This is a genomic window from Bacillus sp. A260, assembly GCF_009861435.1.
Taxonomy (GTDB): Bacteria; Bacillota; Bacilli; order Bacillales; family Bacillaceae_G; genus Bacillus_A; species Bacillus_A cereus.
Genome location: NZ_CP046398.1, coordinates 4561271 through 4582102 on the forward strand (window position 1 = coordinate 4561271; position 20832 = coordinate 4582102).

Consider the following 20832-nt stretch of genomic DNA (forward strand, 5'->3'; position numbering starts at 1 on the left):
ACTTATAGCTCCTTCCCAGGCTCTCCCGCCGGATATGGTGTTTTTTCTAATTGATCACCAATCCATGAGTCACCATCTTCCCAAAACTCCTTTTTCCAAATCGGAACAATTTGTTTTATGCGTTCCATAATATATTCGTTCGCTTCATAAGCCGCTTTACGGTGTGGTGTTGAAACAGCAACAACAACCGCTATATCAGAAATTTGCAACGTACCGATGCGATGTGTAATCGCAACGTGTGTACCTGGCCATTTCTCTTTCACTTCTAATCCGATTTTCTCTAGCATCTTTTCTGCCATCGTTTTATAAGCGACATATTCTAAGTATAATGTACGACGCCCTTTCGTAAACTCTCTAACCGTTCCAATAAATGTTGTAACAGCACCGCATTCACGTCGAATTACTTTCTTCGTTACCTCTTCAATCGAGATTTCTGTATCAATTACTTCATAATATGTATTTGTCATTTCGCACTCCTAACCGTTTGTAAAAACCAGTCTATGTACAACTCTTCTTCTGTTATATGAAATACTTTATATTCTTCTCGTATATTTACTGGGACATCATACCACGTAATAACCGCCACTATATTTTCTACTTTATGTAAAAGCTCAGCATCTTCCGCAGAACGAAGTAACACTACTTTCGGGTAGTTCTCTTTTTTATAGCCCTCTATTAAAATTGTATCCACTTTAAAAAACTCATATAAGCGAATAATTTCTTGCAAGGACCATTTCTTTCTTAGTGAAGAAAGTGAAAGTAATCCAGCACCTTCTACACTACTTACGACAGCACCAGCTTTACGGTGTCTTTCGCTATCTTTTTGCGCTACTTCTGGAAAACCTCCGTGCCCGTGATGTTTAATTGTAGCAACTTTCATTTCGCTTTCGGCTAATGCATGCACAATTTTCTCTACAAGTGTCGTTTTTCCGCTATTTTGATACCCTACTATTTGTAAGATTGAAGGGGCTTCGCCCATGGCCACTCACATCCCTCAGAGTGCTCTAACAATAATACGGATACTTTCATTCCGGTCTCAAATCCTCTCGTTCCTCCGGGTAACACGATAAAAGCATTCGCATCTGCAAGTGAAGATACCGCACTCGATTTATCTAAACCAACCGGCATCGCTTGTAACGCCCCATCCACAATTGTTACGTTCGCTCTTACGAAACGAGTAAATGGATTTGGCTTCGGAAAATCTTTTTGTAAAATAGCATCCGCTCTATATACGTGAGGTTCCTTCGCATACAAATACGTTTTTATAATTGGATGCACAAATAATTCAAAGCCTACATAACAAGCAGACGGATTTCCTGATAAACCAAAGAGTAACTTTCCATCAACTTCAGCTACTGTCGTTACACTTCCGGGCCTCATGGCTATCTTATTAAAGAGTACATTTGCCTGTAATCTTTCATAAATAGCTGGTAAGTAGTCATAATCTCCTACTGATACACCGCCTGTTGTAATTAAAATGTCGACCTCATCCATCGCTGATTGAACAGCTGTAAAACATGCATCTAACTCATCCGCGAGTTGACCATAATAACGAACTTTCCCGCCAGCTTTCATAATTTGAGCTGCGATCATATACGAGTTACTATTTCTAATTTTCCCCGGTTCTAACGGCTCATGTACTTCTAATAATTCACTTCCTGTCGTTACAATACCGACAACAGGCTGTTTTACAACTTTCACCGTGCTATATCCAAACGTTGCTAGTAAGGCCGCAACACCTGGATTAATTGCAACACCTTTCTTAACGAGAACTTGATTTTGTTTTATATCTTCTCCTTTAAACGACACATTGTCACCGTTATTAAAAGGGCGTTTTAACTTCATATATGTTTTCCCGTTCTTCTCAAACCCTTCTGTCAGCTCTAGCATTACGACTGCATTGCAATCTTCTGGAATAGCTGCTCCTGTCATAATGCGAATTGCTTCAAAAGCTCCTACTTCCTCTAAAAAAACGGAACCCGCCCCGATTTCTCCTATTACTTCAAATTCAACTGGATTCTCTTGAGTTGCTTCTTTCGTATCTTCTGCTCGAATGGCGAAACCATCGTAAGGGGAACGATCAAAATGAGGAACGTCATGATCTGAGACAACATCTTCCCCGAGAATTCTCCCGTAACTTTCCGTAATAGAAATTTCTTCTACTTCACCATGCTTCGCATATTTCATTACCCGTTCTACTGCCTCAGCAACTTGAATTGGAATTCGTTTTTCTACCATCGTTTCTCACCTCATATTTGCAATTTTTTTTATCTCGATTAAACTTTATATATTCAATAGAAATTACTTCAAGGAGGAATTCCATGTCTTCATTTACACATTTCAATGACCAAGGACGCGCAAAAATGGTTGATATAAGCGAAAAAAAAGCAACCGTTCGAACAGCAATTGCGTGCTCTAGCATTGTCGTTACGAAAGAAATTTACGATAAAATCTCTCACAATGAAATTGGGAAAGGTGACGTATTAGCAGTTGCGCAAATCGCAGGCATTATGGCCGCGAAACGTACTTCTGATATTATCCCAATGTGCCACCCTTTATTATTAAAAGGTGTTGACGTTTCTTTCGATTGGAAACAATCAGAAGAACAATATCGTTTACTCATTGAAGTAAAAGTTAAAACAGAAGGTAGCACCGGTGTTGAAATGGAAGCTTTAACAGCTGCTTCCGCTACCGCTCTTACTGTGTATGATATGTGTAAAGCTGTCGATAAAGGTATGATTATCGGTGAAACGTACTTACTTGAAAAAACAGGTGGAAAAAGTGGAGATTATACGAGAAATTCATAATCCTCTCTCCGTTGAGCCTAAAGGGTTTCCTTTAGGTTCAACCTATATATCTTGCATATAAACTTTTCGCTACATTCATATCATTCGTCCCATGAATGAACGCCCTGCCATCTGTAAATAAAACAAAACGATATTCTTCTACCGGAAATGATAATAAATAAGGTGTCGCCTTTATCTCTACGCTTCTTTGTAAGCGTTTTTTAATTTCTTCTAAATTAAAATTCTTCCGCACACCCGGGCGAATTTGTACTGTATTCCGCCCACATAACACTTCTGTTTTCGTTTGTCCTTCAAATGTTAAACTCGGATATGTACGTAACCTTCCGCAAGATAAACAAGTATCTTTTTTCTGCCTATTCACTTTAAATGCCATCTGTTGATTATTCCAAAGATCAAACGATAACATCGTTTCACGAAGCGCACCAAAGTCTTCTACTAATATTTTCAGCGCTTCCGTAGTTTGATGCGCAACTACTAATTGTACTGCCGGTTGTATAATACCAGCTGTGTCACATGTTGCACCGCTCGCTGGATGCTCCATTAAACAGCGAAAACACGGTGTTTTCCCTGGTAAAATTGTATACGTTACTCCGTAGCTTCCGACACACCCACCATATATCCACGGAATATTATACTTTTGTGAAATATCATTAATAAGAAGACGCGTTTCAAAATTATCTGTCGCATCTAATATTAAATCTACATCATTCACTAATTCTTCCATTTCTTGCACCGTTACATCCGTCACAACCGGATTTATTTCCACCTCAGAATTAATCGCTTTTAAATGTTCTGCAGCCGCTATCGCCTTCGGTTTATACTGCTTTGCATCTTCTTCTGTATATAGTTGTTGTCTTTGTAAATTACTCCATTCTACATAATCACGATCAGCAATCGTTACTTTTCCAACACCTGCTCTAACAATCGCTTCTGCATTTGCCGCACCGAGAGCACCAGCACCAATAATAAGCACATGCTTCTCTCTTATTTTTCTCTGTCCTTCTTCTCCAACACCAGAAAATAATATTTGTCTTGAATATCGCTCCTGCATGCGATAGCCCCCTTTCTTATCCTCCTATATAAGACATTTCGATTTTCGGACGATTTTTTGCACTTTCTTCTGTTCGTTCATCCGAATACCTATCTTTTCTATTCATCCATACATCTTGTATAACACTTAATAACTCCTCATCCGAAAGATTTCCTCTAAGAAGTTCTCTTACATCCAAACCCTCTGTCGCAAATAAGCACGCATAAAACTTTCCATCTGCCGAAATTCTCGCCCTCGTACAAGAGACACAAAATGACTCAGAAACAGATGTAATAAAACCAACTTCAACATTTGTTCCAACGTACCGATATCGCTTCGCAACTTCACCAAAGTAATGCGCTTCAGCTGGCTCAAGTGGATCCATCTTATGAATCATCTCAATCAATTCTCGTTTTGTAACGACTTGATCAAAATTCCACCCATTTGTACTACCAACATCCATAAACTCAATAAACCGAAGCGTGATTCCTTGCTCTTTAAAATACGCAGCCATCGGAAGTACTTGATGATCGTTCATCCCTTTTTTCACAACCATATTTACCTTTACTTCCAGCCCCGCCTCTTTAGCTGCTATAATTCCCTTAATTACCGGTTTCGTATTAATATTTCGACCATTAATATTCTTAAATATGTCGTCATCTATTGCATCTAAACTAACATTCACTCTATGTAATCCAGCTTCTTTTAATGCCTTCGCTTGTTTCGTTAAATGTACGGCATTTGTCGTTAACCCTATATCTATTAGCCCATCAATTTTCACAAGACGTGCAATAAGTTTTTTTAAATCTTTACGAAGTAGTGGCTCACCGCCAGTAATTCTAATTTTTCGTACACCAATGTTAACAAATAATTTTGCCAAACGCTCAATTTCATCAAAAGTTAGTAAAAACTCATCTTTCAAAAAAGCATAATCTGACCCAAATATTTCCGCTGGCATACAATATGTACATCTAAAATTGCAACGATCAATGACAGATATACGTAAATCTTGAAGTGGGCGTCCAAAAAAATCTTTAACCATCTCCTGCATCGCCACCCTCCCTTTCTGCCAAATTTCTTTCTTTTCATTCTATTATAATATATTTTCGAACTGCGATGTTTTTGCTCAAGAGAATAATGTGAAACTTTAAATAATTAGAGGGGATCCACTCCCCTGGTTAACGAGGTTTACTTACAAATACAAAGATAAAAAAACCTTGAAACATAAAAGTTTCAAGGTTTTCTGCTTATTAACTTAATCTAATAATAGTTAGGGTAGCCCCTGGCGTTGCTGTAGATAATGTAGCTACTGCAACTACTCCAAATAACTGTAAGCTAACAGCAGCTCCAGCAGGCAAGTTAGCGATTATTGTTGCACTAAATGAACCAGTAGCCACTGTCGGAGCGTTTATCGTTCCCGCAAGCGGACTGCCATTTACAGTTATACGAGAACTTACAACTAATCCTGCCGTTAAATTAATTGTATAAGCTATATAATAATTTCCTGCATTCGCAACTGTAAATACAGTATTTCCACCACTAACGGTTATTCCTGGACCAATATTTTGATTGTTCGGTAATGGTACATTCGTACCACCTAATAAAACGGAAATAGCGGTTCCTGATGTATTATTCGCAAATGCATACGTTGCAGTTGTACTAACTCCAGTCGCCCCGGTCGCTCCAGTGGCTCCAGCTCCGGTTGGACCTGTATCTCCAGTTGGACCTTGTGAACCGGTTGCTCCTGTTGCCCCCGTTACTCCTTGGATTCCTTGCGGGCCTTGAATTCCTTGTGGCCCTGTCGCTCCGGTTGATCCTGTTGCTCCCGTTGGACCTTGAATTCCTTGCGGGCCTTGGATTCCTTGTGGCCCTTGAATTCCTTGTGGCCCTGTCGCTCCGGTTGATCCTGTTGCTCCCGTTGGACCTTGAATTCCTTGCGGGCCTTGGATTCCTTGTGGGCCTTGAATCCCTTGTGGGCCTGTCGCTCCGGTTGATCCTGTTGCTCCCGTCGGACCTTGAATTCCTTGCGGGCCTTGAATTCCTTGGGGGCCTTGTGGGCCGGTCGGGCCTATATCACCTTGCGGACCTTGGATTCCCTGTGGGCCTTGTGCCCCGGTTGCCCCTGTCGCTCCTTGGATTCCTTGAGGACCTTGTGGACCTTGAATTCCTTGGGGGCCGGTTGGACCTATGTCGCCTTGTGGGCCTTGAATTCCTTGGGGACCTTGTGCTCCGGTTGCCCCCGTTACTCCTTGGATTCCTTGGGGACCTTGAATACCCTGTGGACCGGTTGGACCTATCTCTCCTTGAACACCTTGGATTCCTTGCGGGCCCTGTAAACCCGTCACTCCGGTTGCTCCCGTTGCTCCTGTCGCTCCTGTCACTCCAGTTGAGCCTGTCGCCCCGGTATCTCCTGTTACTCCTGTCGCACCTGTTGCTCCTGTCGGCCCAGGTGGTCCACCTGATGGACCTGTCACTCCTGCCGGACCTGATGGCCCCGTTGGACCGGTCGGTCCTGCTGGTCCTCCTGACGGGCCAGTCACCCCTGTTGGACCGGTTACTCCTGTTGGACCGGTAGTTCCTTCTCCCGTCGCTCCGGTTGCCCCCGTATCTCCTGTTGCTCCCGTCGGACCTTGCACTCCTTGAATTCCTTGTGGTCCTTGCACTCCTTGTGCACCTGTTGCTCCTTGAATCCCTTGTATTCCTTGCACTCCTTGTGCGCCCATCGGACCGGTTGGACCAATCGCCCCTTGTATTCCTTGCACTCCTTGGGGCCCCTCTGGACCGGTTGCTCCTATTTCCCCTTGTATCCCTTGAATTCCAGTTGCTCCTTGTGCTCCAGTTGCTCCCGTTATCCCTTGCACACCTTGTATTCCCTGTATTCCTTGTGGACCTTGTGGGCCGGTTGCTCCTTGCACTCCTTGAATGCCTTGTATTCCCTGAGGACCCTCTGGACCCGTTGCTCCAACTGGCCCTTGAACACCTTGTATTCCTTGCGGGCCCTGCAGTCCCTCTGGGCCTTCTGGGCCGGTTGGACCTATCTCTCCTTGTATCCCTTGGATTCCAGTTGGACCTTGTGACCCAGTCGGACCTATGTCACCTTGCGGACCTTGGATTCCCTGTGGGCCTTGTGCTCCTGTTCCCCCTGTCGCTCCTTGGATTCCTTGAGAACCTTGTGGGCCTTGAATTCCTTGTGGGCCAGTTGGACCTATGTCGCCTTGTGGGCCTTGAATCCCTTGCGGACCTTGATCTCCTGTGGCCCCCGTTACTCCTTGAATTCCTTGAGGACCTTGAACACCTTGTGGCCCTGTTGGACCTATCTCTCCCTGCACACCTTGGATTCCTTGCGGACCCTGTAAACCCGTCACTCCGGTTGCTCCCGTTTCTCCTGTCGCTCCTGTCACTCCAGTTGAGCCTGTCGCCCCAGTATCTCCTGTTACTCCTGTCGCCCCGGTTGCTCCTGTCGGGCCAGGTGGTCCACCAGATGGACCAGTTACTCCCGCCGGACCTGATGGCCCCGTTGGGCCGGTCGGTCCTGCTGGTCCTCCAGACGGGCCTGTTACCCCTGTTGGACCAGTTACTCCTGTTGGGCCTGTAGTGCCTTCCCCTGTCGCCCCAGTTGCTCCCATATCTCCTGTTGCCCCCGTCGGACCTTGGATTCCTTGAATTCCTTGTGGACCTTGCACTCCTTGTGCACCCGTCGCTCCTTGAATTCCTTGTACTCCTTGCACTCCTTGTGGCCCCATCGGACCGGTTGGACCAATCGCCCCTTGAGCACCTTGCACTCCTTGTGGCCCCCCTGGACCCGTTGCTCCTATTTCCCCTTGTATCCCTTGAATTCCAGTTGCTCCTTGTACTCCTGTTGCTCCCGTTATCCCTTGCACACCTTGTATTCCCTGAATTCCTTGTGGGCCTTGTGGGCCTGTTGCTCCTACCGGTCCTTGAATGCCTTGTATCCCCTGTGGACCCTCTGGACCCGTCGCTCCAACTGGCCCTGGCACACCTTGTATTCCTTGCGGGCCCTGCAGTCCCTCTGGGCCTTCTGGACCTGTTGGTCCTATATCACCCATCGGACCTTGTATCCCTTGAACTCCCTGTGGCCCTGTTTCTCCTGATGGCCCTGGTACTCCTTGTATACCTTGTGGACCTTGATCTCCTGTGGCCCCTGTTACCCCTTGTGGCCCTATAACCCCCTGTATACCTTGTGGACCTTGATCTCCTGTTGCTCCCGTTGCCCCTTGAATACCTTGAACTCCTTGTATTCCTTGTTCACCAGTTACTCCCGTCGGACCAGGAATACCTTGAATACCCTGCGAACCTTCTGGACCTGTTGGCCCAATTGGTCCTTGAATCCCTTGGATTCCTTGCAAGCCCTGTGCTCCCGTACTTCCAGTCGGACCTGTACTTCCCGTTGCTCCTGTTACCCCTGTACTTCCTGTAGCCCCAGTATTCCCCGTTGCTCCAGTCGCACCTGTACTTCCACTCGGTCCGCCACCCGGACCTGTCGCACCAGTCGGCCCCGTCGGACCAGGAGGTCCTCCAGATGGTCCAGTTATCCCAGTTGGACCTGTTATTCCAGTCGGGCCTGTTATCCCCTGACCAGTTGCTCCGGTTGCACCTGTATTTCCACTCGGTCCTTGTGTTCCTTGTATCCCTTGTGCTCCTTGTATTCCTTGTGGACCAGTTACACCCGGTAACCCTTGGACGCCTTGAATCCCTTGAGGTCCCTCAGGTCCCGTCGCTCCAATTGGCCCCTGTAATCCCTGTATCCCTTGTATACCTTGTGCCCCAGTCGCTCCCGTTGGACCAATCGGACCTTGTAACCCTTGCACACCCCCCGGTCCTGTCGCTCCAGTTTCTCCTTGTGGTCCTCTCAATCCTTGTGGGCCCTGCTGTCCTTCTGGTCCAGTTGCACCTATTGGCCCAACTGATCCTTGTATCCCTTGCACACCTTGAGGTCCTGTCGGGCCCATCTCCCCCATCGGACCTTGTAATCCTCTTGGTCCTTGAGGTCCTGTTGGGCCTTGTGGACCGGTTGGACCAGTAATCCCTATACCTGTAAACCCAGTTGGAACAGGGGGGAAAGTAGGCCCAATAAGTTCGGGTGGAATTCTAAAATTAGAGCTTAACGAATTTTGCTTCCGATTATTATCACGATTCTTCACACTTTCACCGCCTACAAACCGTCTTTTTCATAATAAATAAGCCTCTTCTTAATCTATTTACAAAAATAATTTCCAAGACTATTTTTATTTTAAATAATAAAAACTCCCTTAATTTCTTAAGGGAGTCCTGCAATTGAATCCATATTATCTGTATTAGGGACAGCTTGCGCTATACTCGATGTATTTACATTTTGCCCCATATTTGCTCCTGTTACAGTACCAGCAGGAGTGCCTCTTGTATATGTTGTCGTCACCGAATCACCCGGCTGTAAACAAAGCTTCGTCTCCGTCCCTATTACTGTAACAACATCAATCCAAGTGCACCCCATTGAACCACTATATGATTTCGAAGCAGTAAATGAAGTATCACTCAAATTATCACCGGTAAATATATTCCCAGTGTTATTCACAATAACAAATTCTTTTATATGAGCAGGCATAATTACACTCTACCTTTCCTCTATGAACCTAATGTACGTGTACTTGTTGCTAACGGCGGAAGAAACACTGATGTTCTAATGACTGCTTCTGGCTGTCTTTTCCCATTTAAAAAAATAGCCGCACTCGACCCTCCAGCACCTGCATATACTTTTGCTACAGCTAAAGGCGAGATATCATAACAGTCGCCGACATTAACAGCTCCTGTATTATTAATAATTTTTACTTTACGCAAATTAATCCCCATTTACCCCTCCTCCTTTTTATACTGTATGCAAAAGAAAAAAACTTGAAACAGACTCGTTTCAAGTTTTTAACTATTAACTATTTCGTTTCACCTTCATATTGAAGCATACCGCCAACCATATTCACTGTTTTAAATCCTTGCTCATTTAAATAATGACATACATTTTCACTGCGCATTCCTGAACGACAAATAAAGATATATTCATTCTCTTTATTAAAGAAATCTACTTTATGTGGGATATCGCCCATTTTAATATGTACAGCTTCTGGAATCTTTCCTGCCGCTACTTCTTCATCTTCTCTTACGTCTACTAAAAATAACGTTTCTCCATTTTCTAAACGCTCTTGTACCTCTTCTGTAGTAATTGTTTTAACTTCTGTCATATGTAGTTCCTCCTTATATACAATAAAACCTTTAGTTTCTTTTTCACAAACATTCTCTACCAATTTTAGCACGCAAAAGAAAGAACGCAAAGAATCGAAAAACTATTTCTCAATTTTCTCGCAAAACTTATTCTTTACAAACATAACTCTTGCATTGTATCCTCAATATACTTGTCTTATGAAAGGAGCCAATGAAAATGACACTTTCCCTTTTCATAATGGGCATCATTTTCTTAATCGCTGCAATTATTACTCTTAGTATGAAAAATACTAAAAAAATAAAATCACCCCAAGAAATGTCATTCTTATTTCTATTGCTTAGTATCGCATTCTTCGGTATAGCAATTGCCACATATATTTTCCGTCTACAAATCATGTAAAAAAAGGTGCCTACTACAAACATTGCACCTTTTCCCCATCATTTGTCTTCTAAACAAAACTAGATACTTTCCGATTTAAAAATTCATAAACTTTCTTTTCAAATAAATGAATATCAAATGCTCCCGCCATATGCCCATTTATACTTTCTATCTCATACACTTCCGCATACTTCCCTTGTTTTTGCAAAATATCTACCATTTTATAGTTGTAACGAGACGGCTGAAGCAAATCTTGTTTACATGGAATCATAAGTACATTCGCTTCTATGTTAGAAAGAGATTCTTCTAATGAAGAAGAACCATGTGCAATATCATGCAATAAAACTGCCTTTGCAGTATACATCCATGAATTTGCATCTACTAACTCTATACTTCTATATGTCGCTTTATTTATCTCTTTTTCAAATGATGTTAGTGTAGAAAACTTTTCATAAGGTTCTATCTCTATACTATTACGAGGAAATGCCATTTCATAAAAATGCTCATCAAACGCGTTCATAAACATCATTCTATTTGCTAAATGAAGCCCCTTTATCGGCTGCTCTTCTCCATATTTTCCACCTTTCCAACTTGGATCCAGTTGAATTGCTTCAATCGCATTTTGCGCTACGTTTACTGACGTAATAATTGGATTTTGTGGGTTCGTAATAACGCCAATCATCCGCTCTACCATATGTGGATAGTGAACCGCCCATTGTTGTGCAATCATTCCCCCTGCCGACGGTCCAATTACAGCGTGTAACCTTGAAATTCCCATACCTTTTATTAACTCATATTGCATACGAGCTACATCAAGAAATGTAAAAACCGGAAAATCCATAGCATATTCTTCTCCAGTTTCTGGATTAATCGATTTCGGTCCTGTTGTAATCACATATGGATTTCTCACCTGCACATTACAAAGATTATCTGTACATATAACAAAATACTTATTTGTATCAATTGCTTTTCCAGGTCCAATGAGCCCATCCCACCAACCAGACTCCTCATCATGCACTGTATATTTTCCTGCCGCATGACTTGTTGCACTAAAATAATGACAAACCAAAATCACATTTGACCTTTCTCTATTTAACGTACCATATGTCTCGTATCCCATTTGAACAGGAATTTCCCTGCCATTTTCAAACGTAAACCCTTTTAAAACAAACTTCTCCTTTTTTACAATTTGCACAGATTCTCCCTCTTCCCGTTATAGTATGAACTGCTTACTAAAGATTTTTTTCCATGCAAACTAATCTCCTTCTTCTTTTCATAAATAAATGAATAATATACAAAATTAGCCACAAAATAGCACTATATTACAAGATTAAAGAGGGTATACACATGATTTGGAATTGGTTACGTAAGAAAAAAAAATCAAATAAACCAGAAGCAAACGAAACAGATAATCAGGAGCAGCATTCTAACAATGAAGAGGATGATAACAAAGAACAGACTAGAAGTATGAAACATAATAAAGGTAAAAATCACGAACAAAAAGATTCTTCTCAGGATAAGCAACAAAGTACTAAACAAAAAGATTCTTCTCAGGATAAGCAACAAAGTACTAAACAAGAGGATTCCTCTCAGGATAAGCAACAAAGTACTAAACAAGAGGATTCCTCTCAGGATAAGCAACAAAGTACTAAACAAAAAGATTCTTCTCAGGATAAGCAACAAAGCGCTAAACAAGATGAACCTTCTCAGGATAAGCAACAAAACTCTAAACAGGATGATTCCTCTCAAGATAAGCAACAAAGTGCTAAACAAGAGGATTCCTCTCAGGATAAGCAACAAAACTCTAAACAAGATGACTCTTCTCAGGATAAGCAACAAAACTCTAAGCAGGATGATTCCTCTCAAGATAAGCAACAAAGTACTAAACAAGAGGATTCCTCTCAAGATAAACAACAAGGTGCTAAACAAGGTGATTCGTCTCAAGATAAACAACAAAACGCTAAGCAAGATGAACCTTCTCAAAGTAAGCAACAAAACTCTAAAGGTAATAGTATTTATGATTTTACGAAACCAGAAAAAGACCGTATCCATTCTTTACAAAATTTAATAGAGAAGCTGAAAAAATCTAGTGATTTTGTGAATTATCATACATCCGACGATGAAACGATGCCTTATTGGATTTCTTACTATCGTCCTTCGCTTGATGGAGAGAAATTACAAAAATATTTAATGCCTACTCTTTTGGAACGACCTAATGCTTCACTAGAAGAGCTGAAAGAACATATTCCAATGAGCGGCATTACAATTACGAACGACTTACAAAAAATTGAGGATATGGTTTTAAAGGGGCATGCGATTATTCAATTGAATCAGCAAGATCAAAAATGTATGCTTGCAAACATTGCAATTGATAATTATCGTGCACCAACCCCTCCTTTAAACGAATCAACTGTTATTGGTCCGCAAGAAGGTTTCGTAGAGGATATTGATACAAACATTAATTTAGTTCGAAAACGTCTTCCTGTTTTAGATTTACAAACAAAAGAAATGATTATTGGCGAGTTTTCAAAAACAAAAGTTGTCATGATGTATTTAGACAACCTTGCTGAAAAAGATAATGTAGATTTTCTAGAAGAGTCATTACGCGCTCTTGAATATGATCAAATTAATGATAGTGCTTATTTACAAGAATTAATGGGTGAAAAATCGATTTTCCCTCTCTATATCAATACAGAACGTACTGATAGAGTTACAAAAGCACTAATTGATGGAAAAATCGCTATTTTCGTTGATGGTTCTCCAAGTGTTTTACTAACACCTGTATCCTATTTCGATTTTTTCATTTCACCAGAAGACTATAACGTCTCCTGGATGTACGCTACATTTTCAAGGATTTTAAGATTAATTGCCGTTCTATTTTCAATTTGCGCTACACCGTTATACGTTGCAGTTTTAAATTATCATTATGAACTTATTCCAAGTGATTTACTTGAAACTTTGATTTTATCAAGGGCACAAGTACCATTCCCACCTTTAATTGAAGCGCTCTTTTTAGAACTTGCAATTGATTTATTAAGAGAAGCCGGCGCAAGGTTACCGATGAAAGTTGGGCAAACACTCGGTATTGTAGGCGGTATCGTAATCGGGCAAGCATCTGTACAAGCTGGGTTAACGAGTAACATTTTATTAATTATCGTTGCACTATCAGCACTCGCTTCCTTTATTACACCTATTTATAAAATGGGGAACGCTGTTCGATTACTACGCTTTCCTTTTCTTATGTTTGCAGAAATAGGCGGATTGTTCGGGATTTCTCTTGGATTTATCTTTTTATTTACTCATCTCTTTAGACTTACTTCCTTACGTAAGCCGTACGCTTTGTTTTATCCGACAAGGCAACAATCAGTTAAAGATTCTTGGATTCGTTTTCCATTAACAATGATTGATACGAGAGATGTGCAAGCAAGACCACAACATGTAAAAAAAGCAGCGAAAGGAATTTCAACAAAACATAGATCAGATTTTGATGATTGAGAAATGAGGTGCATTGATGAGTAAAGTTCAAGAAAAATATCAAATATCTCCTATCTTTGTTTTCTTCTTAATTCACGGTGCACAGTTTGGTGCTGGAGTTCTCGGATTCGCTCGAATCATCGCAAAGGCCGCTGGATACGACGGATGGATGGGAGTTATAATCACAGGAATTTTCATCCATATTCTTATATGGATGATGTATGTCTTATTAAAAGAAACAAATGGGAATTTAGTTGATTTACATCGGCAAACATTTGGAAAATGGCTAGGAAATGGCATTAGCATCATCTTTATGGCTTATTTTTTAATCGTTAGTATTTCGGTCATCCGAACATATGTTGAAATTATTCAAGTATGGATGTTTCCTACCGCTTCCACCTTTATGTTAACACTCTTTTTATGCTTAGTTAGCTATTACATTATCTCTTCTGGATTTCGTGTAATTACCGGTATTTGCGTCATCTCTGTTGGTGGTACATTAGGATACTTATTTCTAAGCTTATTCGTTTTGAAATATTCACATTGGGATAATTTACTACCTATATTCACACATTCTTTTTCAGACATTTTAAAATCCGCTCAACTGTCAATCTACAGTATGACCGGTTTTGAAATTTACCTCATGGTGTATCCATTTGTGAAAAAGCCTATGCAATCTCATAAATACGCTCAGTTTGGAGCACTATTTTCAAATCTTCTATATTTATTTAGCACCCTTTTAGCCTTTGCATTTTTTAGTGAAAAACAATTGTTAAAAACGATATGGGCCCAACTTTCTATGACCCAAGTCATTCAATTACCATTTATAGAAAGACTCGAATATATTGCAATTTCAGGCTATGCACTCGTTATTATTTCAAGTTTCATCCTCCCTTTATGGGCGTCAATGAGAGGAACACATGAAATATTCCGTGTAAAACAAAGGGGTATTTTAATTGCTTTTATCTTTATCACTCTCATTGTTTCGCAACTTTTAACCAACAGACACGATATTAATAACTTTATTAGTAATGTATCAAAAGTTAGTTTTTGGCTCATTTATGTATACATCCCAATCCTATTTATTATTGTGTGGGTGAAAAGAAAATGGAAAAAATCAAAAGCACAAGCAAATTAATACTTATTTCTTGTATAACATTCTTCAGTCTAATTGGATGTTTACAAAAAAATATTATCGATGATGTACAACTTATTCAAGGAAGCGTTTTTGATGTCGCAAAAGATAATAAAGTAAAAGTGACATTCGTTTGTCCCATTCAGAAAAAAGGAAATAAAGTTCAAGTTTTTGAAGGCAGTGCAAATGCAGTAAAACAAGTAAAAGCAGACACATCTTTAGAGTCTTCTCAACCATTTGCTAGCGGACAAATGCGTGTCGCTCTATATACAATAAGACTTGCCAAAACAGGAATGTCTACTTCATTCGATACATTACTTCGAGATGTGAATATAGGGAACGCTTTATATGCTGCTTTATTAGATGGGAATGGTACTGAACTTTTAAAAGGCAAATATTCGACTTCATACAACGTTGCAATTTATATAAAAAAATTGCTAGAACATAACATGGAGACCGGACCTTTACCAGCGGATAATCTACATATAGGAGCATTTCGCTATTATCAAGAAGGAAAAGACTACTATATTCCCATTCTAAAGAAGCATGGTGATAAAATAAAAATTACCGGAATTGGCCTTTTTAAAAAAGATAAATATATCGGTAAAATTGCGGAAAAAGATATGTTCATATTTAAAGGACTATTAGAGAAACATAAATTAGATTCACATGAATTTAAAACAGATTCTGCGTACGTAATGATTAATAATATTCGTTCTGTTCCAACTTACGATATAAAAATTAAAAACGGAAAGCCTTCTTTTTTCATTAACATTCGTCTTGATGCACGTATTCAAGAACTATCAAAACAAATTAACTTAGAAAATAACAAGAACACAAAAAACATTGAAAAAGATGTCCAAAAACAATTAGATAAACAAGCTGCTAAGTTAATTAAGCAACTTAAATCTTTAGGCGTCGACCCTCTCGGGCTAGGTGCAAAGTATAAGCAACATTATCGCCCATTCAAATTAGAAGAATGGAGACAAATGTATAAAGATGTTCCGGTTCATATAAAATACACCGTAAATATTACAAATTCTGGTGTCATTGAATGAGAAATGATTGAACTCCTCTCTCCAGCATGATACAACGGAGAGAGGAGTTTTTTTATTATCAAATAGAGAGAGAAGATATTTATGGGGGAGCTTATGTCTAAAAAATTAGTAAAGCCTATTTTAAATGGTATTTTATTTCTCGGCGTCTTTTTATTTGCTCATACATACTTAAAAAATGTTTCCTTCACACGTTACTTGCTTGTCGTTATACCAATGTTACTGGTCGGTATTTTTGGCATCGATCTTATTTCATCCCTTTTAATAAAAAAAGAAGAATAACGAGCGAACATCTTATTTCGATAAGATGTTCTTTTCATTTCATAATCACCTTATGTTACAATAAACTTCGGCATAACGTAAGAAAGGATGAAACAACATGACAAACGAAAAAGGTTTAGATAAAGGATACGAACTTGTTGCGAAAATGCATGAAGTATTCGGACATCCTGTGACAAATACTCCAACAAAATTAACAGAAGAGCGTGCAAAAATCCGTGCAAGTTTTATGCAGGAAGAACTAGAAGAATTTCTAGAGGCAACGACTGTTGAAGATCAATACGATGCACTGATTGACCTTATTTACTTTGCATTCGGAACGTTTGCAGAAATGGGCGTACGTCCAGATAAAGGATTCGAAATTGTAAACAACGCCAACATGGCAAAACTATTCCCTGATGGGAAGCCTCGATTCCGTGAAGGCGACGGTAAGATTCTAAAGCCAGAAGGCTGGCAAGCACCGGAACCACAACTTCGTGCTGAAATTGAACGTCAGCGTCAAGAAGCTGAAAAAAACTGCTAGGATTTCCTAGCAGTTTTTTATTATGTCTTTTTTTCTGGCAATCATTAATGACCCACGTGTCCCGCATGTCCTGCAGCTCCACTAATGCTAGCCGCTCCTGCTGCTGCCCCCGCTCCTCCTGCTCCAATTCCACCTGTCCAAGGAGAAGATTGTTGTTGTTGTTGATATTGCTGATATTGTTGGTGCTGTTGGTGCTGTTGGTGCTGTTGACCTTGGTGTCCATGATGTTGACCTTGGTGTCCATGATGTTGACCTTGGTGTCCATGATGTTGACCTTGGTGTCCATGATGTTGACCTTGGTGTCCATGATGTTGGCCTTGGTGCCCATGATGACCGTGTTGGCCTTGATGACCTTGGTGATGGTGGTGACCTTGGTGTCCATGATGTTGGCCTTGGTGGTGATGTCCATGGTGACCATGTTGGCCTTGGTGAGTTTGATAAAGAACAGCCTGCGGATGTATATGATGGTGGCCGTGGTGATGTACTTGTTGTTGATGATGTCCATGATGGCCATGGTGACCTTGGTGGTGATGGTGTCCATGATGGCCATGGTGACCTTGGTGGTGATGATGTCCATGATGGCCATGGTGACCTTGATGATGGTGTCCATGATGACCGTCGTGGTGGCCATGGTGACCGTAAAAACCTTGTGGATAACCACCTACTCCGCCTGCCACAACACCTACTCCCGGTACCGGAAATCCTGTTTGTACTCCTCCAACGAAAGATGGGAATGTAGTTGGTACGCCTACTGGTACTCCTCCGGCTGCTCCGCCTACAAATGTTGGGATTCCTGTTTGTGCTCCAGCTACTGATGTGGAAAATCCTCCAGGTGTTCCACCCATCCAGCTCGGAATTCCGCCATATCCTTGTTGTCCGCCTCCCATTAACATCATTTGTTCATAACTATCCGATCCACCTCCGAAAAAGCCATGTGGTGCATTATTGTCCATCCCTTTCATTCCTTTCACCTCTTCTACTCAATTTAGCCTACCTTTTTTATCATATTTCCTATAGAAAAATAGGTGTTTGTCTGTATTGGAATTCCGCTCTTTTATTTGTACGTATTGGAATAATTGAAAACTTAGACTAGGGTGATCCAGAGATTATTTTCTACACAAAAAAGCTCAGAGTATACATACTCTGAGCTTTTATTTAGAATAAATTAATTTGCAACAACATTAACAAGTTTTCCAGGAACAACAATTACTTTACGAACTGTTTTCCCTTCAATTTGGTCTTGAATTGCTTCAAGTGCAAGTTGTTCCATTTCTTCTTTTGATGCGTCTTTACTCATTGTTAGTTTTGCGCGAACTTTACCCATAACTTGAACAACAATTTCAACTTCATCTTCTACAAGTTTAGACTCATCAAATGTTGGCCAGCTTGCATATGTGATTGTTTCATTGTATCCAAGTTTGCTCCATAGCTCTTCCCCGATATGAGGTGCAACTGGTGCAATCATTTTTACGAAACCTTCTACATATTCTCTTGGAAGTGTTTCAGCTTTGTATGCATCGTTGATGAATACCATCATTTGAGAAATCGCTGTGTTGAAGCGAAGCTCTGCATAGTCTTCTGTTACTTTCTTCACTGTTTGATGGTAAGCTTTTTCAAGCTCTTTATTTGGTGCGTCAGTAATTTTCTCACTTAATTCACCGTTATCTTGAACGAATAGACGCCATACGCGGTCTAGGAAACGACGAGCTCCGTCAAGACCATTTTCAGACCAAGCAATTGAAGCATCTAATGGTCCCATGAACATTTCGTATAGACGAAGTGTATCTGCACCGTGGCTTGCTACGATATCATCAGGATTTACAACGTTACCTTTTGATTTACTCATTTTCTCGTTGTTTTCACCTAGAATCATACCTTGGTTGAATAATTGTTGGAATGGCTCTTTCGTTGGAACTACACCGATATCGTATAATACTTTATGCCAGAAACGAGCATATAGTAAGTGAAGTACGGCATGTTCTGCACCACCGATATAAATATCAACTGGAAGCCATTGTTTTACTTTTTCAGGATCTACAAGTGCTTCGCTATTGTTTGGATCGATGTAACGTAGGTAGTACCAGCAGCTACCAGCCCATTGCGGCATTGTGTTCGTTTCACGACGACCTTTTTTACCAGTCTCAGGATCAACAACATTTACCCACTCGTCAATGTTAGCAAGTGGTGATTCACCTGTACCTGAAGGACGGATGTTTTCTGTTTTCGGAAGAACTAATGGTAATTCCTCTTCTTTCACAGCTGTCATTGTACCATCTTCCCAGTGAATTACTGGAATTGGTTCACCCCAGTAACGTTGACGGCTGAATAACCAGTCACGTAGACGGTACGTTACTTTTTGATTTCCTGCGCTCGTTGCTTCAAGCCATTCAATCATTTTTGCGATTGCTTCTTCTTTATTTAATCCATCAAGGAATGCTGAGTTTACGTGTGCACCATCACCTGTGTACACTTCTTTCGTAATATCTCCGCCTTTTACAACTTCCTTCATTGGAAGATTAAATACTGATGCGAATTCATAGTCACGCTCATCGTGAGCTGGAACTGCCATTACAGCACCTGTTCCGTAAGTTGCAAGAACATAGTCAGCGATCCAGATTGGTAATTTCTCACCGTTTACTGGGTTAACTGCGTAAGCACCAGTGAATACACCAGTTTTCTCTTTCGCAAGTTCTGTACGCTCTAGGTCACTCTTCATTTTTACAGCGTTAATGTAAGCTTCTACCGCTTCTTTTTGTTCTGCTGTTGTAATTTCTGCAACAAGTGCATGTTCTGGAGCTAGTACACAGTATGTTGCACCAAATAATGTATCAGGGCGCGTTGTGAAAACTGTGAATTTCTCGTCTGTACCATCGATGTTGAAGTGTACTTCTGCACCTTCAGAACGACCGATCCAGTTACGTTGCATATCTTTTAAGCTTTCAGGCCAATCAAGCTCATCTAGATCTTCTAATAGACGATCTCCGTAAGCTGTAATTTTTAACATCCACTGTCTCATCGGACGACGCTCAACTGGATGTCCACCACGCTCACTCTTACCGTCAATGATTTCTTCGTTTGCAAGTACTGTACCAAGTGCTGGGCACCAGTTTACAGGTACTTCATCAACGTAAGCTAAGCCTTTTTCAAATAGTTTTAGGAAGATCCATTGCGTCCACTTATAGTAGTTTGGATCTGTTGTATTTACTTCACGGTCCCAATCGTAAGAGAAACCTAATGATTTAATTTGGTTACGGAACGTATTAATATTATGCTCTGTAAATTCAGCTGGGCTGTTTCCAGTATCAAGTGCATATTGCTCTGCTGGAAGACCAAATGCATCCCATCCCATTGGATGCAGAACGTTATATCCTTGCATACGCTTCATACGAGATAAAATATCTGTCGCTGTATAACCTTCTGGATGTCCTACGTGTAAGCCTGCACCTGATGGATATGGGAACATATCTAGTGCATAAAATTTTGGTTTTTCTGTCTCATCTGGCGTACGGAATGTTTTATTCTCTTCCCAGTACCCTTGCCACTTCTTCTCAATTTCTTGATGATTAAAGCTCATGAGATACCCTCCTTGAAATTCTATTTATTTTCACCGCCCAAAATACAAAAAACCTCTCATCCCTAGAAAGGGACGAGAGGTTATAGATTCCCGCGGTACCACCCTAAATTAATGTACAAATATACATTCGCTTAGATCCGTAACGTGGATTAACGGCAATTGCTACTATTAGTTTCACAACTGCAACTCAAAGGCGAGTTCATAACGAAACGTGGATTGACTTGCACCGACCGTCAACTCTCTAAACCCGCTTCTATTACTACTACTCCTTCTCACTGTTATTACACATATAAGTTAAGTGAACTATCCTTCACCTAGTATCTCTTAAGAGCTTACTTAAAGCGAGGACTTCTCGGTTAATCGTTA

At 40.8% G+C, this 20832-nt stretch carries 19 protein-coding genes and 1 other annotated feature; of the genes, 7 read left to right on the plus strand and 12 right to left on the minus strand.

The window, feature by feature from the left end:
* Window positions 1-2: 2 nt before the first annotated feature.
* The 3 genes from moaE to moeA are packed head-to-tail and all read right to left on the minus strand — an operon-like array spanning window position 3 to window position 2238.
* Entirely contained in the window at window positions 3-467 is a 465-nt protein-coding gene (gene moaE / locus GD442_RS23170) for a molybdopterin synthase catalytic subunit MoaE (RefSeq protein WP_000185942.1), read from the minus strand.
* Window positions 464-979, minus strand: a complete 516-nt coding sequence (gene mobB, locus GD442_RS23175; protein ID WP_000503325.1) for a molybdopterin-guanine dinucleotide biosynthesis protein B — start codon at window positions 977-979, stop codon at window positions 464-466. The genes moaE and mobB overlap by 4 nt, the downstream gene beginning before the upstream one ends.
* The gene (moeA, locus tag GD442_RS23180; protein WP_000229690.1) at window positions 949-2238 is read right to left on the minus strand and encodes a molybdopterin molybdotransferase MoeA; all 1290 of its coding nucleotides are present in this window, start codon (window positions 2236-2238) and stop codon (window positions 949-951) included. Before moeA ends, mobB begins: the two co-directional genes overlap by 31 nt.
* Before the next feature lie 83 nt (window positions 2239-2321).
* Here moeA and moaC point away from each other — a divergent pair, with 83 nt between their 5' ends.
* Complete coding sequence (gene moaC, locus GD442_RS23185; RefSeq protein ID WP_000094159.1) at window positions 2322-2807, plus strand: cyclic pyranopterin monophosphate synthase MoaC; 486 nt, start codon at window positions 2322-2324, stop codon at window positions 2805-2807.
* Between the two features lie 37 nt (window positions 2808-2844).
* On the opposite strand, the gene GD442_RS23190 is transcribed toward moaC, so the two are convergent.
* The 6 genes from GD442_RS23190 to GD442_RS23215 form a co-directional block, all read right to left on the minus strand.
* On the minus strand, window positions 2845-3858 hold the full coding sequence (locus GD442_RS23190; RefSeq protein ID WP_086692073.1) for a molybdopterin-synthase adenylyltransferase MoeB: 1014 nt from the start codon (window positions 3856-3858) through the stop codon (window positions 2845-2847).
* 16 nt (window positions 3859-3874) lie between these two features.
* Entirely contained in the window at window positions 3875-4888 is a 1014-nt protein-coding gene (gene moaA / locus GD442_RS23195) for a GTP 3',8-cyclase MoaA (RefSeq protein ID WP_086692070.1), read from the minus strand.
* 199 nt (window positions 4889-5087) lie between these two features.
* On the minus strand, window positions 5088-8999 hold the full coding sequence (locus GD442_RS23200; RefSeq protein ID WP_159365210.1) for a BclA-related collagen-like exosporium protein: 3912 nt from the start codon (window positions 8997-8999) through the stop codon (window positions 5088-5090).
* 116 nt (window positions 9000-9115) lie between these two features.
* Window positions 9116-9439 (minus strand): hypothetical protein, encoded by a 324-nt coding sequence (locus GD442_RS23205; protein WP_001110848.1) that lies wholly within the window; start codon window positions 9437-9439, stop codon window positions 9116-9118.
* A gap of 20 nt (window positions 9440-9459) precedes the next feature.
* The gene (locus GD442_RS23210) at window positions 9460-9684 is read right to left on the minus strand and encodes a spore germination protein (protein ID WP_000512463.1); all 225 of its coding nucleotides are present in this window, start codon (window positions 9682-9684) and stop codon (window positions 9460-9462) included.
* Window positions 9685-9761: 77 nt separating this feature from the next.
* Window positions 9762-10067: a rhodanese-like domain-containing protein gene (locus GD442_RS23215; protein ID WP_000141207.1), complete on the minus strand. Its 306-nt coding sequence runs from the start codon at window positions 10065-10067 to the stop codon at window positions 9762-9764.
* Between the two features lie 197 nt (window positions 10068-10264).
* Here GD442_RS23215 and GD442_RS23220 point away from each other — a divergent pair, with 197 nt between their 5' ends.
* Window positions 10265-10447, plus strand: a complete 183-nt coding sequence (locus GD442_RS23220) for a hypothetical protein (RefSeq protein ID WP_000175905.1) — start codon at window positions 10265-10267, stop codon at window positions 10445-10447.
* Between the two features lie 49 nt (window positions 10448-10496).
* On the opposite strand, the gene GD442_RS23225 is transcribed toward GD442_RS23220, so the two are convergent.
* Entirely contained in the window at window positions 10497-11621 is a 1125-nt protein-coding gene (locus tag GD442_RS23225; protein WP_086692064.1) for a homoserine O-acetyltransferase family protein, read from the minus strand.
* Between the two features lie 152 nt (window positions 11622-11773).
* On the opposite strand from GD442_RS23225, the gene GD442_RS23230 reads away from it, so the two are divergent.
* The 5 genes from GD442_RS23230 to GD442_RS23250 all read left to right on the plus strand — a co-directional run bounded on the left by GD442_RS23230 (window position 11774) and on the right by GD442_RS23250 (window position 16892).
* A complete protein-coding gene (locus tag GD442_RS23230; protein ID WP_075676845.1) occupies window positions 11774-13921 on the plus strand; it encodes a spore germination protein in 2148 nt (715 codons plus the stop codon).
* Between the two features lie 16 nt (window positions 13922-13937).
* Window positions 13938-15038 (plus strand): spore germination protein, encoded by a 1101-nt coding sequence (locus tag GD442_RS23235; protein ID WP_000049053.1) that lies wholly within the window; start codon window positions 13938-13940, stop codon window positions 15036-15038.
* Window positions 15008-16093, plus strand: a complete 1086-nt coding sequence (gene gerHC / locus GD442_RS23240) for a spore germination protein GerHC (RefSeq protein WP_000411388.1) — start codon at window positions 15008-15010, stop codon at window positions 16091-16093. The genes GD442_RS23235 and gerHC overlap by 31 nt, the downstream gene beginning before the upstream one ends.
* Before the next feature lie 93 nt (window positions 16094-16186).
* Window positions 16187-16372 carry a hypothetical protein gene (locus GD442_RS23245; protein ID WP_000038781.1) on the plus strand — a complete coding sequence of 62 codons (186 nt, stop codon included), beginning with the start codon at window positions 16187-16189 and terminating at the stop codon, window positions 16370-16372.
* Between the two features lie 97 nt (window positions 16373-16469).
* Window positions 16470-16892: a pyrophosphohydrolase domain-containing protein gene (locus GD442_RS23250; protein ID WP_000180554.1), complete on the plus strand. Its 423-nt coding sequence runs from the start codon at window positions 16470-16472 to the stop codon at window positions 16890-16892.
* 44 nt (window positions 16893-16936) lie between these two features.
* Here GD442_RS23250 and GD442_RS23255 read toward each other — a convergent pair whose 3' ends face one another.
* Window positions 16937-17854 (minus strand): hypothetical protein, encoded by a 918-nt coding sequence (locus tag GD442_RS23255; protein WP_159365211.1) that lies wholly within the window; start codon window positions 17852-17854, stop codon window positions 16937-16939.
* 203 nt (window positions 17855-18057) lie between these two features.
* Window positions 18058-20466: a leucine--tRNA ligase gene (gene leuS / locus GD442_RS23260; protein ID WP_000009461.1), complete on the minus strand. Its 2409-nt coding sequence runs from the start codon at window positions 20464-20466 to the stop codon at window positions 18058-18060.
* A gap of 65 nt (window positions 20467-20531) precedes the next feature.
* Window positions 20532-20751: a binding site (T-box leader), on the minus strand.
* Window positions 20752-20832 lie beyond the last annotated feature (81 nt).